Here is an 18,998-nt window from a genome sequence, read left to right as displayed (position 1 = left end):
GACCGGGAGCGGCTACTCGGTGGCCGCGCGCCGGCGGCCGCGGCGGCGCTGCCCCGGCTCCTGTCCGAGCACGTACGAGCAGTCCAGGTGGTTCCACCCGCAGCCGCGGCAGACCTCGACCTCGTACACGGAGAACTCCTCCTGCATGGAGTCCATCCGCGCGAGCTCGGCGTGCGTCTTGGCCTGGCCCGAGACGTGCCCGAGCCCGTCGCCGTAGACGTAGCTCACCGTCGTCAGCCGGTGCGCGCGGCACAGCGGGCAGGGCTGCTCGGTGGCGTCGCCGTGGTAGCGGGCGGCCCGGGTGAGGTAGGGACCGGCGTCGCAGACCTCGTACGGGCTCGTGCGCCCGGCCTGCACCGCCGCCAGGACGGCTCGCCGCTTCAGCGAGTAGTCCACGACCGACCGTCGTCCGGGCACCGGGCCAGGGTACGCACGCGGGCGCCTCCCGGGGGGTGGCCGCGGAGGCGTTCCGGGGCCCCGCCGCGGCCCGCGCGCACGGCGACCCGCCCGCCACCGCGGGGTGACGTGCCGTTGCCCAGGAGTTCACGGGTCGATGTATCGTCTCGATACATCGACCGGCGGAGGGCCTGGGGGTGGAGTGCTCGAGTTCGCCATCCTCGGCCTGCTGCAACAGTCGCCGATGCACGGGTACGAGCTGCGCAAGCAGCTCGCACAGGTGCTCGGCGGGCTGCGCAGCATCTCCTACGGCTCGCTGTACCCCGCGTTGAAGCGGCTCCACGCGGCCGGGCTCGTCGCCATCGCCGAACCCGGTCCCGGAGAGCTGCTGCCGGCGGACGCACCGCCGCTCACCGGCCGTCGCGGGAAGGTGGTCTACACGATCACCGCGGAGGGCAAGGAGCGCTTCGGGGAGCTGGTCAGCCAGGCCGGACCCGAGGCGTACGACGACGGAGGCCACTTCGGCGTCCACCTGGCCTTCTTCCGCCACACCGCCCGGGACGTGCGGCTGCGGATCCTCGAGGGACGCAGGCGCACGGTCGAGCGGCAGCGCGAGGGGCTGCGGGCCTCGCTGGCGCGGACCCGGGAACGGGTCGACCGGTACACGCTCGAACTACAGCGGCACGGGCTCGAGTCGGTGGACCGCGAGGTCCGCTGGCTGTCGGAGCTGATCGACCGCGAGCTGACAGACACAGAGCCCCGGGAGGCCGCGACCGGAGACGACGGTCGCACGCCCTGACCGGGGCTCGGGGGCGGCCCGGCCGCCCCGCACAACGACGGACCTGCGGGTCCAACGGAGAGAGGAAACCCATGGGAGCCGTCAAGGTCGCCATCGTCGGCGTCGGCAACTGCGCCGCGTCGCTGGTGCAGGGCGTGCACTACTACCGGGACGCCGACGAGACCGGCTCGGTCCCCGGCCTGATGCACGTCCGGTTCGGCGAGTACCACGTCTCCGACGTGCAGTTCGTCGCCGCGTTCGACGTCGACGCCAAGAAGGTCGGTCGCGACCTGTCCGAGGCGATCGTCGCCAGCGAGAACAACACCATCAAGATCTGCGACGTGCCGCCGCTCGGCGTCCCCGTCCAGCGCGGCACCACCCTCGACGGCCTCGGCAAGTACTACCGGGAGACCATCGAGGAGTCCGACGAGCAGCCGGTCGACGTGGTCGCCGCCCTGCGCGAGTCCGGCGCCGACGTGCTCGTCTGCTACCTGCCGGTCGGCTCGCAGCAGGCCGCCGAGTTCTACGCCCAGGCCGCCCTGGACGCCGGCGTCGCCTTCGTGAACGCCCTCCCGGTCTTCATCGCCGGCACCAAGGAGTGGGCGGACAAGTTCACCGCCGCCGGTGTCCCGATCGTCGGCGACGACATCAAGAGCCAGGTCGGCGCGACCATCACCCACCGGGTGCTCGCCAAGCTCTTCGAGGACCGCGGCGTGCAGCTGGACCGCACCATGCAGCTCAACGTCGGCGGCAACATGGACTTCAAGAACATGCTCGAGCGCGAGCGCCTGGAGTCCAAGAAGATCTCCAAGACCCAGGCCGTCACCAGCCAGGTCGACCGGGACATGGGCAAGGACAACGTGCACATCGGCCCGTCGGACCACGTGCCGTGGCTCTCCGACCGCAAGTGGGCCTACGTGCGGCTCGAGGGCCGCGCGTTCGGCGACGTCCCGCTGAACCTGGAGTACAAGCTCGAGGTCTGGGACTCCCCGAACTCGGCCGGCATCATCATCGACGCCGTCCGCGCCGCCAAGATCGCCAAGGACCGCGGCATCGGTGGCCCGATCCTGTCCGCGTCGTCGTACTTCATGAAGTCGCCGCCGGTGCAGTACAGCGACAGCGAGGCCCACGACGCCGTGGAGGCCTTCATCCGCGGCGAGGTCGAGCGCTGACCCCCCGCTCCCGCTGACGAGACAGGCCCGTCCCCCACCCGGGGGGCGGGCCTGTCTCGTCCCCGCCCGCGTGGGGGCCCGTCCCGGCGGCCCGGCCTGCCTACGCTGGCCCGCATGCCGAGCCCCCGCCGTCCGCTGACGGTCCGGCGCCGGTCCGCCGGCGTCGCCGTGGGCACGGTCCTGGCCCTGCTGGCCGGCTGCTCGAGCGGGGACGACGAGCGGCAGCCCGGCGACCCCGTCACCCAGGCCGAGGCCGGGGTCCTGGCCGGCCTGCTGGCCCGCAACGCCGAGGAGGGCGGCGCGGACTTCGTCGTCACCGCCCCCTACGGCGAGGACGCGCTGCTGACCCTCACCGGCGAGGTGGACTACGCCGGCGCGGTGGGGCGGGCGCAGGCGGTGACCAGTCCCGGGGACGGCGGCCCCGAGCAGACCCGCACCGTCTTCTTCACCGCCGACGAGCTCTGGTTCGGCGAGGTCCCCGGCCTCGAGGCGTCGCTGGCCGCCGCCGGCCTGCCCGCCGCGGGGTACGTGCACCGGCCGGCCGCCGCCCTCGCCGACGGCGCGGCCGAGGCGCCGCTCACCGACGTCCTCGTCCGGCTGGTGCTGGGCCTGGCCACCGCCGACGCCGACGACCCCGCGGCGTTCCGCGGCGGGGAGCACACGTGGGAGGGGCAGCGGTCGGTCGACGGGCGGCTGAGCACCGTCTTCGGCTCGGCGGCCGGCTGGACGGTGACCGTCGACAGCTCCTCGGACCTGCTGCTGCAGTACGTCACGCCGCTGCCGGGGCTGGACTCGCCGGTCACGGTGACCCTCGACGACCACGGTCCGCGCGAGGTGACGCCGCCGGCGCCGGAGGAGACCGCGGACGGCGCGGCGTACCCGGAGCTGCTCACGGGCGTCGGGCTGTAGCCGCGACCGGGCCCGGACGTGCGGGAAGGGGCGGCCTCTTCCCCAGACCGCCCCTTCCCGGGTGCATTCCTACCAGATCGCGACGCCCCGCGCCGGCCGGAGCGCGGTCAGTTGGCGGTGGGGTCCGGCGTCGCCGTCGACAGGACGGCGAGGCGGCCGGTCTGCCGGCCCATCACGCGCCGCCACAGCTGCGGCCCGGCGAGCTCGCTCAGCACGTCCTCCGCGGTGCCGGCCACGCAGGCCCAGGCCCCCTCGGCGACCTCGTCGGCCAGCTGCCCGGGCGACCACCCCGCGTACCCGGCGAACACCCGGAGCCCGGTCACCTCGTCCTCGAGCCCGGCCGGGTCGGCGTCCAGGTCGACCAGGCAGACCTCGCCGGCCACGCGACGCAGGCCGGACTCCTCGTCGAGGGGGCCCAGCGGCGTGGTGGCCAGGCACAGCGCGGTGTCGGTCTCGCACGGCCCGCCGACGTGGAAGACGTCGGGGTCGACGGCGAGGTCGCACCAGCCGGGCAGCACGTCGCGGATCTCCACCTGGCTGGGGCGGCCGAGGACGACGCCGAGCGTGCCGGTGTCGTTGTGGTCGAGCACGTAGACCACCGTCCCGGCGAACGTCGGGTCGGTCAGCGAGGGCATCGCCACCAGCAGCGACCCCGGCCGGACGTCGTCCACCGAACCGGTGGACAGCTGCGGCACCGCACCGGGACGGCGTCGTCCGGTGGTCGGGCGCGCGGGCAGCCCGGAGTCGGGGTCGGGCAGGGAGCTCATCGCCGCCCAGTGTGCCCCAACCGGAGGCGCCGCGACCGGGCGAGGGACGCGGTGCGGCGACCCCGGCCCGGCGGTCACTGACGGGTACGGGACCCGACCTAGGGTGACCTCGTGCAGCAGGCGCCCAGCCGGGTCCGGCGGCTGTTCGGCCGGGCCGACTTCCGCCGGCTGCTGGCGACCCGCCTGCTGTCCCAGTTCGGCGACGGCGTGTTCCAGGCCGCGCTCGCCGGGACCGTGCTCTTCAACCCGCAGCGGGCGGCCGACCCCGCCGCCGTCGCCGCCGGGTTCGCCGTCCTGCTGCTGCCCTACTCGCTGGTCGGGCCGTTCGCCGGGGTGTGGCTGGACCGGTGGAGCCGCCGCCAGGTGCTGGTGCGGGCCAACGCGGTGCGCAGCCTGCTCGTGCTCGTCGTCGCCGTCCTCATCGGCGCCGGGGTGGCCGGCGGGCCCTTCTACGTGGCCGGCCTGCTGGTGTTCGCCGTCAACCGCTTCCTGCTCGCGGCCCTGTCGGCCGCGCTGCCGCACACCATCGAGGACCGCTGGCTGGTGACGGCCAACGCCTTCACCACGACCGCGGGGACGGCGGCGTCCGTCGTCGGCGGTGGGGCGGCCGTGGGCGTGGCCACGCTGGCCGGGTCGGGGGACGCGTCCTACGCCGCGGTGGCGGCGGCGTCCGCGCTGCCCTACCTCGCCGCCGCGGTGGTGGCGGCCGGGTTCACCCGGGCCCACCTGGGGCCCGACGACGTCCCCGGCGACGTCCCCGGCCGGGGCCGGCTGTCGGCCGCCGACGTCGCCCGCGGCATGGTCGCCGGCGCCCGCCACGTGCTGGCCATCCGGCCGGCGGCCGCCGCGCTGGCGGTCATCGCCGCGCACCGGGTCTGCTTCGGCCTGGCCACGCTGATGACCCTGCTGCTGTACCGCAACACCTTCGACGCGTGGGGCCCGCTGCTGCCGACCGGGCTGGCCGGGGTGGGGCAGGTGCTGGCGGCCGGCGCGGCCGGGGCGCTGCTGGCGGCCGCCCTCACCCCGCGGCTGGTGCGCCGCTGGGGCGCCCACCGGTGGGTGACCGTGCTGCTCGTCGTCGGCGCGGTCGGGCAGGTCGCGCTCGGGCTGGCGTTCGTGCCGCCGGCGACCGTCGGGGCCGGCTTCGTGCTCGGCCTGGTCGGGCAGGGCGTGAAGATCTGCGTCGACACGACCCTGCAGGCCACCGTCGACGACGTGCACCGCGGCCGGGTGTTCTCCGTCTACGACACGCTGTTCAACGTCAGCTTCGTCGCCGCGGTGGTGGCCGCCGCGTTCTGGCTGCCGCCCTCGGGGGTGTCCGTCGCCGTCGTCCTGACGATCGGCGCGCTGTACCTGCTCACCGCCCTGGCCTACCGGGTCGCCCGGCCGGGCGGCCCCTGGCTCAGCGGTCCCGGGCGGCCCACCAGCGCAGCAGCTCGGCCTCGGCCTCGTCCCGGTCCAGCGGGCCACGCTCCAGTCGCAGCTCCTTGAGGTGCCGCCAGGCCTCGCCGACCTCCCGGCCGGGACCGATGCCGAGCAGCTCCATGATCGCGTTGCCGTCGAGGTCCGGCCGCACCCGCGCCAGGTCCTCGGCCGCCGACAGCTCGGCGATCCGCTGTTCGAGGGAGTCGTAGGTGGCCGCCAGGGCCGCCGCCCGCCGCTTGTTGCGGGTCGTGCAGTCCGACCGCACCAGCGTGTGCAGGCGGGGGAGCAGGTCGCCGGCGTCGGTGACGTAGCGGCGCACCGCGGAGTCGGTCCACTCGCCGCGGCCGTAGCCGTGGAAGCGCAGGTGCAGGAAGGTCAGCCGGGCGACGGCCTCGACGACGTCCTTGGGGTAGCGCAGCGCCGTCAGCCGCTTGCGCACCAGCTTCGCGCCGACCACCTCGTGGTGGTGGAAGGAGACGCGGCCGCGGGCCTCGTGCCGGCGGGTCGCGGGCTTGCCGATGTCGTGCAGCAGCGCCGCCAGGCGCAGCACGAGGTCGGGGCTCTCCACGCCGGGCGCGCCGGCGGCGGCCAGCTCCCGCTCCCGCGCGATCGCCTGGTCGAGCACCGTCAGCGAGTGCGTGTAGACGTCCTTGTGCTGGTGGTGCTCGTCGATCTCCATCCGCAGCGCGCCGAGCTCGGGGAGGACGACGTCGGCCAGGCCGGTCCCGACGAGGAGCTCGAGCGCGGCCCGGGGCGCCTCCTGCAGCAGCGTCTTCGACAGCTCCGCGTTCACCCGCTCCGGCGTGATCCGCCCCAGCTCGCCGGCCATCGCGGTCATCGCCGCCACGACCTCGTCGTCGGGGGTCAGGCCCAGCTGCGCGACGAAGCGCACGGCCCGCAGCATCCGCAGCGGGTCGTCGGCGAAGGAGTCGACGGCGGCACCGGGCGTGCGCAGGCGGCGCGCCAGCAGGTCCCCCAGCCCGCCGAAGGGGTCGGTGACGGTCCGGTCCGCCGCGAGCGAGACGGCCATCGCGTTGACCGTGAAGTCCCGGCGGGCAAGGTCGTCGACCAGCGAGCTGCCCCAGGCGACCTCCGGGTTGCGGGACTCGCGGTCGTAGCGGTCGGCCCGGAAGGTCGTGATCTCCAGCCGGACGCCGCGGACCTCGGCGCCCACCGTCCCGAAGGCGATGCCCTGGTTCCACGTGGAACCCGCCCACCCACGCAGCAGCTGCAGCGTCTGCTCCGGCCGCGCGTCGGTGGTGACGTCGAGGTCGCCGGGGACCCCGCCGGCCGCCTGCCCGCCGGCCGACCCGGCGGCCAGCAGCGCGTCACGCACCGACCCGCCGACCAGGTGCGCCTGGTGCCCGGCCGCGGCGAAGCGCTCACCCAGCTCGGCGAGCACGGGGGAGACGTCGACGAGCTCCCGCACGGTCTGCTGGACGGCGGCGGGCACCTGCCCGCCGGCGGGCGGACCCGGCGGGGGGCTCGGGAGCTGGCTGGACACGACGAGCCAGGGTAGTGGTGGGCCCTCGCCCGCCGCGCTGCTCCGGGGGTGGGCGCCCGCGCCGCGCTACCCTCCTGGCATGGCTGGGACGGGCGCACGTGGACGCCCCGGCCGCCGGCTGCGCCGGGTCGACGAGACCTCCGCCGGGGGCCTGGTGGTGGCCGACGACGGGGTCACCGGTCCCCGCGCGGCCCTGATCGGCCGCACCGACCGCCGCGGCCGCCTGCTCTGGTCGCTGCCCAAGGGACACATCGAGGAGGGCGAGACGCCCGAGGACACCGCCGTCCGGGAGGTCGCCGAGGAGACCGGCATCATCGGCGAGGTGCTCGCCCCGCTGGGCATCATCGACTTCTGGTTCGTCGCCGACGGGCGCCGGGTGCACAAGACCGTGCACCACTTCCTGCTCCGCGCGATCGGCGGGGCCCTCTCCGACGCCGACGTGGAGGTCACCGAGGTGGCCTGGGTCCCGCTCGGGGAGCTGAGCGAACGACTGGCCTACGCCGACGAGCGGGCCCTGGTCGAGCGCGCGCCGGCGCTGCTCGCCGACAGCGCGTGAGCCGCGGCCCCACCACTGCGCACGGGCACGGCACCGGACGCCGGGGGACCTGCCCCCGCTCCCGCTCGGTGCTGGCCCGGGTCGTCCTCGCGGCGCTGCTGGCCCTGCCGCTGCTCGTGCTCACCGGTGGTCCCGCGGCGTCCCCGGCCGTCGCGGCCCCGGCGGACGACGACGCCGGGCGCCCGGTCCGCGTCGACGTGGCCCGCATCGACCCGGCCACCGTGGCCCCCGGCGGGACGATCTCGCTGACGTTCACCATGACCAACACCGGCGAGGAGAGCCTGTCGGGCCTGACCGTCCGCCTGCAGCGCGGCGAGGCGCTGCGCTCGCGCGCCGACCTGCTCGACGCCGACGCCGACCCGGACCCGGCGACCGCCGTGGCCGCCGCCTTCCTGCCGATCGCCGGCACGCTGGACCCCGGCGTCCCCCGGCAGTTCACCTACACGACCACGACCGCCGACCTGCAGCTCGGCGAGGACGGCGTGTACCCCGTGCTGCTCAACCTCAACGGCGCCGACCCCGACGGCGAGCAGCGCCGGATCGGTCAGGTGACCAGCTTCGTCGTGCAGCTGTCCGGCCCGCCGGCCGGGACGACGGCCGTGGGCTGGCTGTGGCCGCTGGTCGAGCCGACCCACCGGGACGCCGCCGGGCGCTTCCTCGACGACGACCTGGCGGCCGCCGTCGCGACCGGCGGGCGCCTGGACCGGGCCCTCGCCGCGGTCGAGCGGATCCCGGAGACCTCCCCCGGGGGCGGCCGGCCCGTCGCGGGGGTGACCCTGGCGGTGGACCCGGCGCTGGTCGAGGCGCTGGCGGTGATGGCCGAGGGGCCCTACGACCTCGCCGGCACGGCCTCGCCCGGCACCGGCACCGAGGCGGCCGCCGCCTTCCTGGACCGGCTGCGCGCCGCGGCCGCCGTCCACCCGGTGGTGGCACTGCCCTACGGCGACGCCGACGTCGACGCGCTGACCACGGCCGGGCTCCCCGCGGTCGCCGCCCGCGCGCTCCCGGGCAGCGGGACCGCCGCCGCCGTCCCCGCCCTCGCGGAGGACGCCGGCCCGCCCGTCGACCAGCAGGGTGCCGGCGCCCGCATCGTCGGCGACCTGCTCGGCGCGACCCCCACCGCCGACCTCCTCTGGGCCGCCGGTGGCACGCTGCACGGGCAGACGCTGGGGCTGCTGCGCGAGGGCGGGATCTCGACCGTCGTCGTCTCCTCCGGCGCCCTCGCCGACGGCGCGGAGGCGGTCGGGCTGGGCCGGGCCGGGGCGGCCGCGACCACCGCGCTCGCCGACGGGAGCACCGGGCTGGTCGCCGACGACGAGCTCAGCGGCCTGGCCACCGGCGCCGACCAGGTGGAGGGGGGCGTGCCGGTCGCGACGCAGCGCTACGTGGCCGAGCTGGCGCTGCTGACCCGCCAGGCCGGCGGGGACCCGGCCGCCCCGCGCAGCCTGCTGGTCGCGCCGGGCCGGGGGATCGACCCCGACCCCGACGGGCTCGCCGCGATGATCGCCGCCACCGGGCAGGTGCCGGGCGCGCGCACGGCGGGGCTGGACGAGCTCGTGACCGGCCCGCGCGCCGAGGCCGGCGGGCTCACGCCGCCCTCCGGCGGCGGGCTGGACCCCGGCGTCCTCGCCGACCTGCAGACCGCCCTCGCCGTGCGCGACGACGTCGCGGGCGCCGTCCTCGGTGACCCGGCGGCCGCGCTGGCGCCCTACGACGCCGCGGCCGCCCGCACGGCCGCGGTGGGGTACCGCGACGACCCCGACCGCGCCCGGCAGGAGGCCGCCGGGCTCCGCGACGCCCTGGACGAGGTCCTGGACGACGTCACGCTGCTCTCCCCGGCCGACGGCACCTACAGCCTCGCCTCCAGCAACGCCCCGCTCGTGCTGACCGTGCAGAACGACCTGCCGTTCGCCGTCCAGGTGCGGCTGCAGGTGCGCACCCGCAGCGGCGTCGGCCTCTCGGTGGGCGACGTCGGCGTCCAGCAGCTGGCCCCGGGGGAGCGCACGACGCTGCAGGTGCCGACCGAGGTCGGCCAGTCCGGCCGGTTCACCGTGACCGCGCGCCTCACCACCCCCGACGGCGCGCCGCTGGGCAGCCCCGTGGAGCTGCAGGTCACCAGCACCGCCTACGGGGTCATCTCGCTGACCATCACCATCGGCGCCGCGGTCCTGCTCGGCCTGCTGTTCCTGCGCCGCCTGGTCGTGTTCCTCCTCCGCCGCCGCGCCGGCGGCGACCGGGGTGACGACGACCTGGGCGGGGCCCCGGAGGGCGCCGCCGTCGCGCTGCCGCCCACCCGGAGCCCGGTGTGAGCGGCGACCAGCCGGTCGGGGAGCGCGACCGGCTCCCGCTGCCACCGGTGCCGCCGCCCGCCCCGCGCCGCCCGTCCGGCGAGGGCGCCCGTCCCCGGCCCGCGGCCCGCCCGTTGCCGCCGCCGCCCTACCCGGTCGTCCCCGACCCCGTCGCCGGCCCGGGGCAGCCCCCCGCCGGGGACGGCGGGCGGCCGGCGCCGCTGCCCGGGCCGCCGTCCGCGCCGCTGCGCCCGGTGCCGCCGCCGGTGAGCCGCGAGCAGCGGCCCGTCCCCCTCGACCGGCCGCTGCCCCCCGTGCCGCCGCCGCGCCGGCGGTTCGTCCCGGGGCCCGAGGAGACCCAGCTCATCCCGGTCCTGCCGGCGGTGCCCTCACCGGCCGACGAGACCGAGGAGGAGGCGACCGCCCGCGAGGGCGCCCCGGGCGCCAGCCGCGGCATCCTCCGCGCCGCCGGCACGATGGCCGTGGCCACGCTGGTCTCCCGGATCACCGGGCTGCTGCGCACGATGGTGCTGGCGGCCGCCCTCGGCGTCGGCGCGGTCAACGACGCCTACAACACGGCCAACACCCTGCCCAACATCGTCTACGAGCTGCTGCTGGGCGGCGTCCTGACGTCGGTCATCGTGCCCCTGTTCGTGCACGCCCAGGAACGCGACCGGGACGGCGGCGTCGGCTACGTGCAGCGCCTGTCGACGGTGGCGGTGGTGGGCCTGACCGTCGTCACGCTGCTGGCCGTGCTGGCCGCCCCCGCGCTGACCTCCCTCTACGGGATCACCGGCGACCCCGACCAGGTCCGCCTCGCCAACTGGCTGGCCCGGATCCTCCTGCTGGAGGTCGTCTTCTACGGCGTCGGTGCGCTGGCGCAGGCGGTCCTCAACACGCGCGGGGTGTTCGGGCCGCCGGCCTGGGCGCCGGTGCTCAACAACCTGGTGGTCATTGCCACCGGCGTCCTGTTCATCTCCGCGAGCGGCTCCGGGCAGCTCGAGCCCGGCGACCTGTCCGCCGGCATGGTCTGGCTGCTCGGGGGCGGCACGACGCTGGGCATCGCGGTCCAGGCCCTCGTCCTGCTGCCGCTGCTGCGCCGGGTGGGGGTGCCGCTGCGCCCCCGGTGGAACCTGCGGCAGACCGGCCTGCGCGAGGCGGGGTCCCTCGGCCTGTGGGTGGTCGGGTACTCGGCGGTCAGCGCCATCGGCGTCGCCGTCGCGACCCGCATCGCCAACGAGGCCCAGCGCGACGGCGGGCTCGGCTCCAGCGCGTTCGCCATCGCGAGCCTGCTGTTCCAGATGCCCTACGGGATCATCGGCGTCGCGCTGCTGACGGCGCTGCTGCCGCGGATGAGCCGGGCCGCCGCCCGCTCCGACGTCGGGGGCGTCGTGCGCGACCTCTCCCTGGGCACCCGCCTGTCGGCCCTGGGCCTGCTGCCGGTGACGGCGGCGCTGACCGTGCTCGGCCCGGCGCTCGCCACGGTCGCCTTCGCCCGCGGCAAGACGACCGTCGACGACGCGCACGCGATCGGCGTCGCGCTGGCGATCGGTGCCTTCGGGCTGCTGCCGATGGCGGTGACCCTGCTGCAGCTGCGGGTGTTCTACGCCATGAAGGACGCCCGCACGCCGACGCTCATCCAGGTGGGGATGGTCGCCGTCCGCGTGCCGCTGCTGCTCGCCGTCCCGGCCGTCGTGGACCCCGAGCACGTGGTCGCCGGGCTGATGCTCGTCACCAGCGTCACCTACGTGGCGGGCTGGGTCCTCGGGCACGTGGCGCTCACCCGGCGGCTCGGGGCGCTCGACACCGGATCCACCCTGGTTCCGGTACTGCGCGTGACCGCCGCGTCGCTCGGGGCAGCGCTCGTGGGGTGGGGGGTCACGATCGTGTCTCGGAGCACGCTCGGACCCTCCGTAGCGGGTTCGCTCGGCACCCTCCTCATCGGTACCGTGGCGATCGGGGTCGCAGCCGTCGTCGGCATGCTGATCGCCCGGGTGCCCGAGGTGACCGGACCGCTCTCCGCGGTCCTGGCCCGCCGGGGCCGCGGGTGACCGGCGGTCCGGGCGGCGAACCCCGCAGCGGGGCGAGCGCCCCGCGGGCGACGAGTCGACGGGGGGCCGAGGCGATGACGTCCACCGTCACCGGTCTCCCCGACCGGTACCGCCCGCTGGACGAGATCGGTCCCGAGGAGGCGACGCCCACCGGCGTCATCCGCTGCTGGCGGGCCAAGGACCGCGTGCTCAACCGCGACGTCGCCATCCGGGTGCACACCCCCGGCGGCCCGGCGGCGCGCGCCTGGATCGCCCGGTCCCTCACCGCCGGCGGCCTGGCCACCCCGGCCCTGGCGATGGTCTACGACGCCGCCGAGGGCAGCGGCGACCCGGCGGCACCCGGCGGGGCCGCCTACGTCGTCAACGAGTGGATCGAGGGCCGCACGCTCGCCGAGCGGCTCACCGAGGGTCCGGTTCCCGAGCGCGAGGCGCGCACCGTGCTGCGCCGGCTGGCCGAGGGCGTCGCCGAGGCGCACCGCGTCGGCCTGGCCGTCGGCGGCATCACGCCCGAGACCGTCGTCATCCGCCCCAACGGCCTGGTCGGGCTGCGCTCGGTCCCGGCGGCCACCGCCACCGTGCAGGGCGACATCGCGGCCCTGGGCACGCTGCTGGAGTGCTGCCTGACCGGCACCACCGGCCGGCCCGACGGCGACCCGGCGCGGCCCCCGGTCATCCCGCAGCCCGACCTCGCCGCGCTGGTCCGCCGCGCCCGCTCCACCGAGCCGGGCGCCGGCCTGTCCAGCGCCGCCGCGATGGCCGCGCTGCTGGCCCAGCCGCCCCGCCCCAGTCAGACCGCGCACCTCGTCCGCGACCCGGACGAGAGCGACAGCGGCTGGCTGCGCCGGCTGCGGGAGCGGCACGCCCAGGACGACTACGTCGACGACGACGGCCCGCAGCGCCTCGGCGTCGGCGGGCTGCCCCCCGCGCCCGCCCACCGCGGCGAGGACGACCTCCGCCTCGACGCGGCCTTCGGCCACGACGACGACCCCGACGACGCGGCCGCCCGCCACGAGGACGGCGACGACCACGGGTACGGCTACGACCACGGGCACGACGACGGCCACGGCTACGACGACGGCCACCCCGCCGCCGACGAGCGGCCCGGCCGGCGCCGGCTGCTGGTGGTGGGCCTGCCCCTCGTCGCGCTGGTCGTCGTCGTCCTGCTCGCCTGGTGGTTCGGCGCGAACGTGCTCTCCGTCGCCGGGTCGGTCGACACCCCCGAGGGCTCGACGCCGTCCTCCTCGGCGCCGCAGGACCCCTCGGGCGAGGCGACCCCGCCGCCCGCGGAGACCCCGGCCGCCACGATCGCCGCCGCGACGCTGTACGACCCGCAGGGCGACGGGGAACCGGAGAACCCCGACGACGTCCCGCTGACCTTCGACGGCGACCCGGGCACCGCGTGGTCGACCGTCACCTACCGCGGGTCGGCCGGCTTCGGCGGGCTCAAGGACGGCATGGGCGTCGTCTACGACCTCGGCGGCGAGCAGACCCTCGCGGGCGTCACCCTCACCACGACGACCCCGGGCGTCCGGGTGCAGGTGCGCGCCGGTGACCTCCCCGAGGGCCCGCTGGACTCCTACGGCGTGGTCGCCGAGGGCGCCGTCGACGGCACGACCGAGCTCACCTTCGAGGAGCCGGTCACCACCACCCACCTCCTGGTGTGGCTGACCGCGCTCGTCCCGGTCGAGGACGGCTTCGCCGGCAGCGTGGCCGAGGTCGCGCTCCAGCCCGCCGGCTGACCCCCCGGGGGGCGCCCCCGCCCGTTCGGGGTGCTCACGCGGGGAATGCGGACCCTACGATCCTGGTTGTGCCGCCCGTGACGAACGACCACCAGCCCACGCCCGGTCCCGCGGTGACCACCGAGGTGCACGACCCGGTGATCCCCCCGGCCGAGCACGACGGGGTCCGCGACCTGATCATCATCGGCTCCGGTCCCGCCGGGTACACCGCGGCGATCTACGCCGCGCGGGCCAACCTGCACCCGCTCGTCTTCGAGGGCTCGCAGTTCGGCGGCGCGCTGATGACGACCACCGAGGTGGAGAACTTCCCCGGCTTCGCCGAGGGGATCCAGGGTCCGCAGCTGATGGACGACATGCGCACTCAGGCCGAGCGCTTCGGCGCCGAGCTGGTGGCCCGCGACGTCACCCGGGTCGACCTGACGGCCAGCCCGAAGATCGTCGAGGTCGGCGATGAGGTGCACCGCGCCCACGCCGTCATCGTCGCCACGGGTTCCAAGTACCGCTACCTCGGCCTGGACAACGAGACCCGGCTGCTCGGCCGCGGCGTCTCCGCGTGTGCCACCTGCGACGGCTTCTTCTTCCGCGACCAGGACATCGTCGTGGTCGGTGGCGGTGACTCCGCGATGGAGGAGGCCACGTTCCTCACCCGCTTCGCCAAGAGCGTGACCGTCGTCCACCGCCGGCAGGAGCTGCGCGCGTCGAAGATCATGGTCAAGCGCGCGCAGGACAACGAGAAGATCCGCTGGGCGCTGGGCAAGCAGGTCGCCGACGTGCTGGGCGAGGACACGGTCTCCGGCGTGCGGCTGGCCGACGTGGAGAGCGGCGCCACCGAGGAGCTGCCCGTGTCGGGCATGTTCGTCGCCATCGGGCACGACCCGCGCAGCGAGCTGTTCGCCGGCCAGCTCAAGCTGGACGAGGAGGGCTACGTGCAGGTCGAGCACCCGACGACCCGCACCAACATCGACGGCGTCTTCGCCTGCGGCGACGTCGTCGACCACATCTACCGCCAGGCCATCACCTCGGCCGGCACCGGCGCGGCGGCGGCCATCGACGCCGAGCGCTGGCTCGCCGAGACCTTCGACGAGCGCTGAGAAGGACCTCGTCCTCCTCATCCCTCGCAATCTCGGGACGGGCCTCTGGACGAGGCCGTTCCATCCACCACCCCACGATCCAAGGGAGCGATCCAGATGGCAGGCAACACCGTGACGGTCACCGACGCGAGCTTCGCCGACGAGGTCCTGGGCAGCGACAAGCCCGTGCTCGTCGACTTCTGGGCGGAGTGGTGCGGCCCGTGCAAGATGGTCGCCCCCGTGCTGGAGGAGATCGCCGCCGAGCACGGCGACAAGCTCACGATCGCCAAGCTCAACATCGACGAGAACCCGCAGATCGCCCGGGACTACCAGGTCATGTCGATCCCGACCATGACCGTGTTCCAGGGCGGCAAGCCGGTCAAGAGCATCATCGGCGCCAAGCCGAAGGGCGCAATCCTGTCGGACCTGTCCGACTACATCTGAGCCGGTCCCCCCGGGGAGCCTCGGCGCAGCGTGATCCAGGGCCCACCCGGCCACCCGGCCGGGTGGGCCCTGGCGCGTCCCGGCTCCCGGACCGCCCCCCGACGGGCCCGCGGCAGCGGGCAGAGCGACAATCGGACCCACGATGGCGACGAACGACGGCATGTACCCCCTCCTCCCCGGGGACCGCGGCGCCGCGGTCGCCGACGTCCGGGCGGCGCTGCGCAGCCTCGCGCTGCTGCAGCCCGACGACCCGGAGGACGCGGAGCCGGGCACCGACGCCGTGTACGACGAGGCCACCGAGCTGGCCGTCCGCCACTTCCAGCAGGTCCGCGGGCTGACCGTCGACGGCCAGGTGGGCGAGGAGACCTACCGGGCGCTGTCGGAGGCCCGCTGGTCGCTGGGTGACCGGCTGCTGCACCACGACCCGGTGCGGCCGATGCGCGGCGACGACGTCACCAACCTGCAGGAGCGGCTGCTGGAGCTCGGCTACGACGCCGGGCGGGCCGACGGCATCCTCGGCCCCGAGACCGAGGCCGGCCTGCGCGCGTTCCAGCGCGACTACGGCCTCACCGCCGACGGCACCTGCGGGCCGGCCACGCTGCGCGCGCTGCGCCAACTGGGCCGCAAGGTCACCGGCGGCCGCCCCCAGCTGCTGCGGCAGAGCGCCTCGATGGTGGAGAGCGGCCCGCACCTGATCGGTCGCGTCATCGTCGTCGACCCCGGCCACGGCGGCGACGAGACGGGCTTCACCGCCGGCGAGACCACCGAGGCCGACCTCGTGCTCGACCTCGCCTCCCGCATCGAGGGGAGGCTGGCCGCCGCCGGCGCCCGGGTGTACCTCACCCGCGGGCGCGAGCAGAACCCCACCGCCGCCGAGCGGACGGCGTTCGCCAACGACGCCCGCGCCGACCTGTTCCTCTCCCTGCACATGGACGCGCACGGCTCCGAGCACGCCCGCGGCGTGGCCAGCTACTACTACGGCACCGGCTCCGGGGCGTCGTCGACGGTGGGGGAGCAGTTCGCGCACCTGGTCCGCCGGGAGGTCGTGGCCCGCACCGGGCTCATCGACCTCGGCGGCTACCCCAAGACGTGGGACCTGCTGCGGATGTCGCGGATGCCCGCCGTCCGGCTGGACTGCGGCTACCTCTCCCACCCGGTCGACCGGCTGCTGCTGCTCGACGCGAAGCTGCGCGGGACCGTCGCCTCCGCCGTCCTGGCCGCCGTCCAGCGGCTGTTCCTGCCCGCGGAGGCCGACCCACCCACCGGGACCTTCGTGCTGCCCGCCCGCGCCTGAGCCCCGCCGCCGTCCGCGATCACGGGCGAGTGGCCGGCCGTCGCGGCGTGTCCCGGCGTGTCGACGGCAACAGGCCCGTGATCGCGGGGGAACCGGGTCGCCGGAGGACCCTTCCGTCACACCCCCGCCGTGTCGCGGAAACCCGCGGGACGGCGTCCCTACACTCGACGGGTGGCCACTCTCCCGCCCGGTGTGCCCCCGGGCCCCGGCGCGAACGCGCACCCGCACCCGGTCGTCCCCCGTCACCCGCGGCTGGATCCCCTCGCCGACCGGTACGCGGCACGCACCCACGGCATGAAGACCTCGGAGATCCGGGCACTCTTCTCCGTCGTCAGCCGGCCGGAGGTCGTCTCCCTCGCCGGCGGCATGCCCGCGGTGACCGCCCTCCCGCTCGACGCCGTCGGCTCCATGATCGGCGAGCTCGTCAGCGGCATGGGCGCGCAGACCCTGCAGTACGGCTCCGGGCAGGGTGACCCGCGGCTGCGCGAGCGGATCTGCGACGTCATGGCGCTGGAGGGCATCACCGACGCCTCGCCCAGCGAGGTCGTGGTGACCGTCGGCTCCCAGCAGGGCCTGGACCTGGTCACCCGCGTCTTCTGCGACCCCGGCGACGTCGTCCTCGCCGAGGGCCCGTCGTACGTGGGCGCGCTCGGCGTCTTCCAGGCCGCCGAGGCGCGCGTGCGGCACGTCCCGATGGACGACGACGGGCTGATCCCCGAGGCGCTGGAGCAGGCGCTGCTCGAGTGCCGCGCCAACGGCGACCGGGTGAAGTTCCTCTACACCGTGCCGAACTACCACAACCCCGGCGGCGTGACGCTCTCCGAGCCGCGCCGCGAGCAGATCATGGCGATCGCCGACCGCTACGACCTGCTGATCATCGAGGACAACCCCTACGGGCTGCTCGGCTTCGACCGCGAACCGATGCGGGCGCTGCGGGCCCGCAACGCGCAGCGGGTGGTCTACCTCGGCTCGTTCTCCAAGACGTTCTCCCCGGGCCTGCGCGTCGGCTGGGTCCTGGCGCCGCTCGCCGTCCGCGAGAAGCTCGTCCTGGCCACCGAGGCGCAGGTGCTCTGCCCGCCGTCGCTCACCCAGTACGCGGTCGCCCGCTACCTGGACACCCAGCCGTGGCGGGAGCAGATCAAGCTGTTCACCGAGCTCTACCGCGAGCGCCGCGACGCCACGCTGGAGTCCCTGGACGCGCTCATGCCGGCCGGGACGACGTGGACCCGGCCCGACGGCGGCTTCTACGTCTGGCTCAAGCTGCCGCACGGGCTGGACAGCAAGCTCATGCAGCCGCGCGCGGTCAACGCGCACGTCGCCTACGTCCCGGGCATCGGCTTCTACGCCGACGGCAGCGGCCGCGAGTACATGCGGCTGTCCTACTGCTACCCCGAGCCCGACCAGATCCGGGAGGGCGTCCGTCGGCTGGCCCGCGTCATCGAGGCCGAGATGGACCTGCACTCCACCTTCGGCTCCGTCGACACCGGCACCTTCCGCGCCGTGGGCCGCGCGGTCCCCACCCACGAGGCCGAGAACATCGTCGGGCTCGCCAACGGCAACAGCTTCGAGGACGGCCGCGCATGACCGAGTCCGCTGCAGCCCCCGCCGCCGGCACCGCCGAGAGCCCCGACCCGCTGCGGGTCGTCGTGCTCGCCGGCGGGCTGACGTTCGAGCGGGAGGTCAGCCTCTCCTCGGGCACGCAGGTCGCCGAGGAGCTGACCCGCGCCGGGGTGGACGCCGAGCTGCGCGACGCCGACGCCGAGCTGCTGCCCGGCCTGGCCGCCGCGCCCGCCGACGCGGTGTTCATCGCGCTGCACGGCGCCACGGGGGAGGACGGCTCGCTGCGGGCGGTCCTCGACCTGGCCGGCGTCCCCTACGTCGGCTCCCCGGCCGCCGCCTGCCGGCTGGCGTGGGACAAGCCGGCGGCCAAGTCCGTGGTGCGCGGGGCGGGGGCGACGACGCCGGACTGGGTCGCGCTGCCCCACAGCACCTTCCGCGAGCTGGGCGCCGGCGCCGTCCTCGACCTCATCGTGGCCCGCCTCGGCCTGCCGCTGATGGTCAAGCCCGCGTCGGGAGGCTCGTCGCTCGGCGTGCAGAAGGTGACCCGGGTGGAGGACCTGCCCGCGGCGATGGTCAGCTGCTTCGCCTACGGCGACACCGTGATGGTGGAGCGCTTCGTCGAGGGCACCGAGCTCGCGATCTCCGTCGTCGACCTCGGCGACGGCCCGCAGGCGCTGCCCGCGGTCGAGCTGGCACCGGCCTCGGGGGTCTTCGACTACACCGCCCGCTACACGCCCGGCCTCACCGAGTACCACACCCCGGCCCGCATCCCGGACGACGTCGCGCAGCGGGCTGCGGAGCTGGCCGTCACCGTGCACCGGGAGCTGGGCCTGGCCGACCTGTCCCGGACCGACGCGATCGTCGACGCCGACGGCGCGGTGCACTTCCTCGAGGTGAACGTCTCCCCGGGGCTCACCGAGACCTCGATGTTCCCCATGGCCGCCGAGGCGGCCGGACACGACCTCGGCGAGCTGCTCGCCGCCCTGCTGAGCCGCCGGGCGCACGCCGCCTCCTGACGCCCGACGCAGAGGGCCCCCGCTCCGGT

General features: G+C 75.8%; 16 protein-coding genes. 13 read left to right on the top strand and 3 right to left on the bottom strand.

Going from position 1 to position 18,998, the window contains the following annotated elements; all coding sequences use genetic code 11:
- Positions 1–12: 12 nt before the first annotated feature.
- Complete coding sequence (locus ACI781_RS03965) at positions 13–417, bottom strand: DUF5318 family protein (protein ID WP_456564769.1); 405 nt, start codon at positions 415–417, stop codon at positions 13–15.
- A gap of 181 nt (positions 418–598) precedes the next feature.
- Here ACI781_RS03965 and ACI781_RS03960 point away from each other — a divergent pair, with 181 nt between their 5' ends.
- The 3 genes from ACI781_RS03960 to ACI781_RS03950 all read left to right on the top strand — a co-directional run bounded on the left by ACI781_RS03960 (position 599) and on the right by ACI781_RS03950 (position 3,255).
- Positions 599–1,195 carry a PadR family transcriptional regulator gene (locus ACI781_RS03960; RefSeq protein ID WP_456564768.1) on the top strand — a complete coding sequence of 199 codons (597 nt, stop codon included), beginning with the start codon at positions 599–601 and terminating at the stop codon, positions 1,193–1,195.
- A 71-nt stretch (positions 1,196–1,266) separates the two neighbouring features.
- Positions 1,267–2,346, top strand: coding sequence for an inositol-3-phosphate synthase (locus ACI781_RS03955; protein WP_456564767.1), 1,080 nt, complete (start codon positions 1,267–1,269; stop codon positions 2,344–2,346).
- 114 nt (positions 2,347–2,460) lie between these two features.
- Complete coding sequence (locus ACI781_RS03950) at positions 2,461–3,255, top strand: hypothetical protein (protein WP_456564766.1); 795 nt, start codon at positions 2,461–2,463, stop codon at positions 3,253–3,255.
- A 107-nt stretch (positions 3,256–3,362) separates the two neighbouring features.
- On the opposite strand, the gene ACI781_RS03945 is transcribed toward ACI781_RS03950, so the two are convergent.
- Entirely contained in the window at positions 3,363–4,022 is a 660-nt protein-coding gene (locus tag ACI781_RS03945) for a YqgE/AlgH family protein (RefSeq protein WP_456564765.1), read from the bottom strand.
- A gap of 111 nt (positions 4,023–4,133) precedes the next feature.
- Here ACI781_RS03945 and ACI781_RS03940 point away from each other — a divergent pair, with 111 nt between their 5' ends.
- Positions 4,134–5,513 (top strand): MFS transporter, encoded by a 1,380-nt coding sequence (locus ACI781_RS03940; RefSeq protein ID WP_456564764.1) that lies wholly within the window; start codon positions 4,134–4,136, stop codon positions 5,511–5,513.
- Here the strand turns inward: ACI781_RS03940 and ACI781_RS03935 are convergent.
- Positions 5,425–6,951, bottom strand: a complete 1,527-nt coding sequence (locus ACI781_RS03935; RefSeq protein ID WP_456564763.1) for a CCA tRNA nucleotidyltransferase — start codon at positions 6,949–6,951, stop codon at positions 5,425–5,427. The two genes, ACI781_RS03940 and ACI781_RS03935, sit on opposite strands and share 89 nt — an antisense overlap.
- Before the next feature lie 79 nt (positions 6,952–7,030).
- On the opposite strand from ACI781_RS03935, the gene ACI781_RS03930 reads away from it, so the two are divergent.
- From ACI781_RS03930 to ACI781_RS03890, 9 genes are all read left to right on the top strand, one after another.
- A complete protein-coding gene (locus ACI781_RS03930) occupies positions 7,031–7,507 on the top strand; it encodes an NUDIX hydrolase (RefSeq protein WP_456564762.1) in 477 nt (158 codons plus the stop codon).
- A 68-nt stretch (positions 7,508–7,575) separates the two neighbouring features.
- Entirely contained in the window at positions 7,576–9,816 is a 2,241-nt protein-coding gene (locus tag ACI781_RS03925; protein WP_456564761.1) for a DUF6049 family protein, read from the top strand.
- The gene (murJ, locus tag ACI781_RS03920; protein ID WP_456564760.1) at positions 9,813–11,846 is read left to right on the top strand and encodes a murein biosynthesis integral membrane protein MurJ; all 2,034 of its coding nucleotides are present in this window, start codon (positions 9,813–9,815) and stop codon (positions 11,844–11,846) included. The genes ACI781_RS03925 and murJ overlap by 4 nt, the downstream gene beginning before the upstream one ends.
- A 74-nt stretch (positions 11,847–11,920) precedes the next feature.
- Positions 11,921–13,585 carry a hypothetical protein gene (locus tag ACI781_RS03915; RefSeq protein WP_456564759.1) on the top strand — a complete coding sequence of 555 codons (1,665 nt, stop codon included), beginning with the start codon at positions 11,921–11,923 and terminating at the stop codon, positions 13,583–13,585.
- Between the two features lie 68 nt (positions 13,586–13,653).
- On the top strand, positions 13,654–14,676 hold the full coding sequence (trxB, locus tag ACI781_RS03910) for a thioredoxin-disulfide reductase (protein WP_456564758.1): 1,023 nt from the start codon (positions 13,654–13,656) through the stop codon (positions 14,674–14,676).
- A 45-nt stretch (positions 14,677–14,721) separates the two neighbouring features.
- Positions 14,722–15,099: a thioredoxin gene (trxA, locus tag ACI781_RS03905; RefSeq protein ID WP_456564915.1), complete on the top strand. Its 378-nt coding sequence runs from the start codon at positions 14,722–14,724 to the stop codon at positions 15,097–15,099.
- 142 nt (positions 15,100–15,241) lie between these two features.
- Positions 15,242–16,393 carry an N-acetylmuramoyl-L-alanine amidase gene (locus tag ACI781_RS03900; RefSeq protein ID WP_456564757.1) on the top strand — a complete coding sequence of 384 codons (1,152 nt, stop codon included), beginning with the start codon at positions 15,242–15,244 and terminating at the stop codon, positions 16,391–16,393.
- 171 nt (positions 16,394–16,564) lie between these two features.
- Positions 16,565–17,977, top strand: a complete 1,413-nt coding sequence (locus ACI781_RS03895; protein WP_456564756.1) for an aminotransferase-like domain-containing protein — start codon at positions 16,565–16,567, stop codon at positions 17,975–17,977.
- Positions 17,974–18,969 (top strand): D-alanine--D-alanine ligase family protein, encoded by a 996-nt coding sequence (locus ACI781_RS03890; RefSeq protein WP_456564755.1) that lies wholly within the window; start codon positions 17,974–17,976, stop codon positions 18,967–18,969. Before ACI781_RS03895 ends, ACI781_RS03890 begins: the two co-directional genes overlap by 4 nt.
- The last annotated feature ends 29 nt before the right edge of the window (positions 18,970–18,998 follow it).

It is taken from the genome of Blastococcus sp. SYSU D00695, assembly GCF_054050555.1.
The sequence above is the reverse complement of the archived record's forward strand: the minus strand, read 5'-3'. Positions and strand labels throughout refer to the sequence as shown.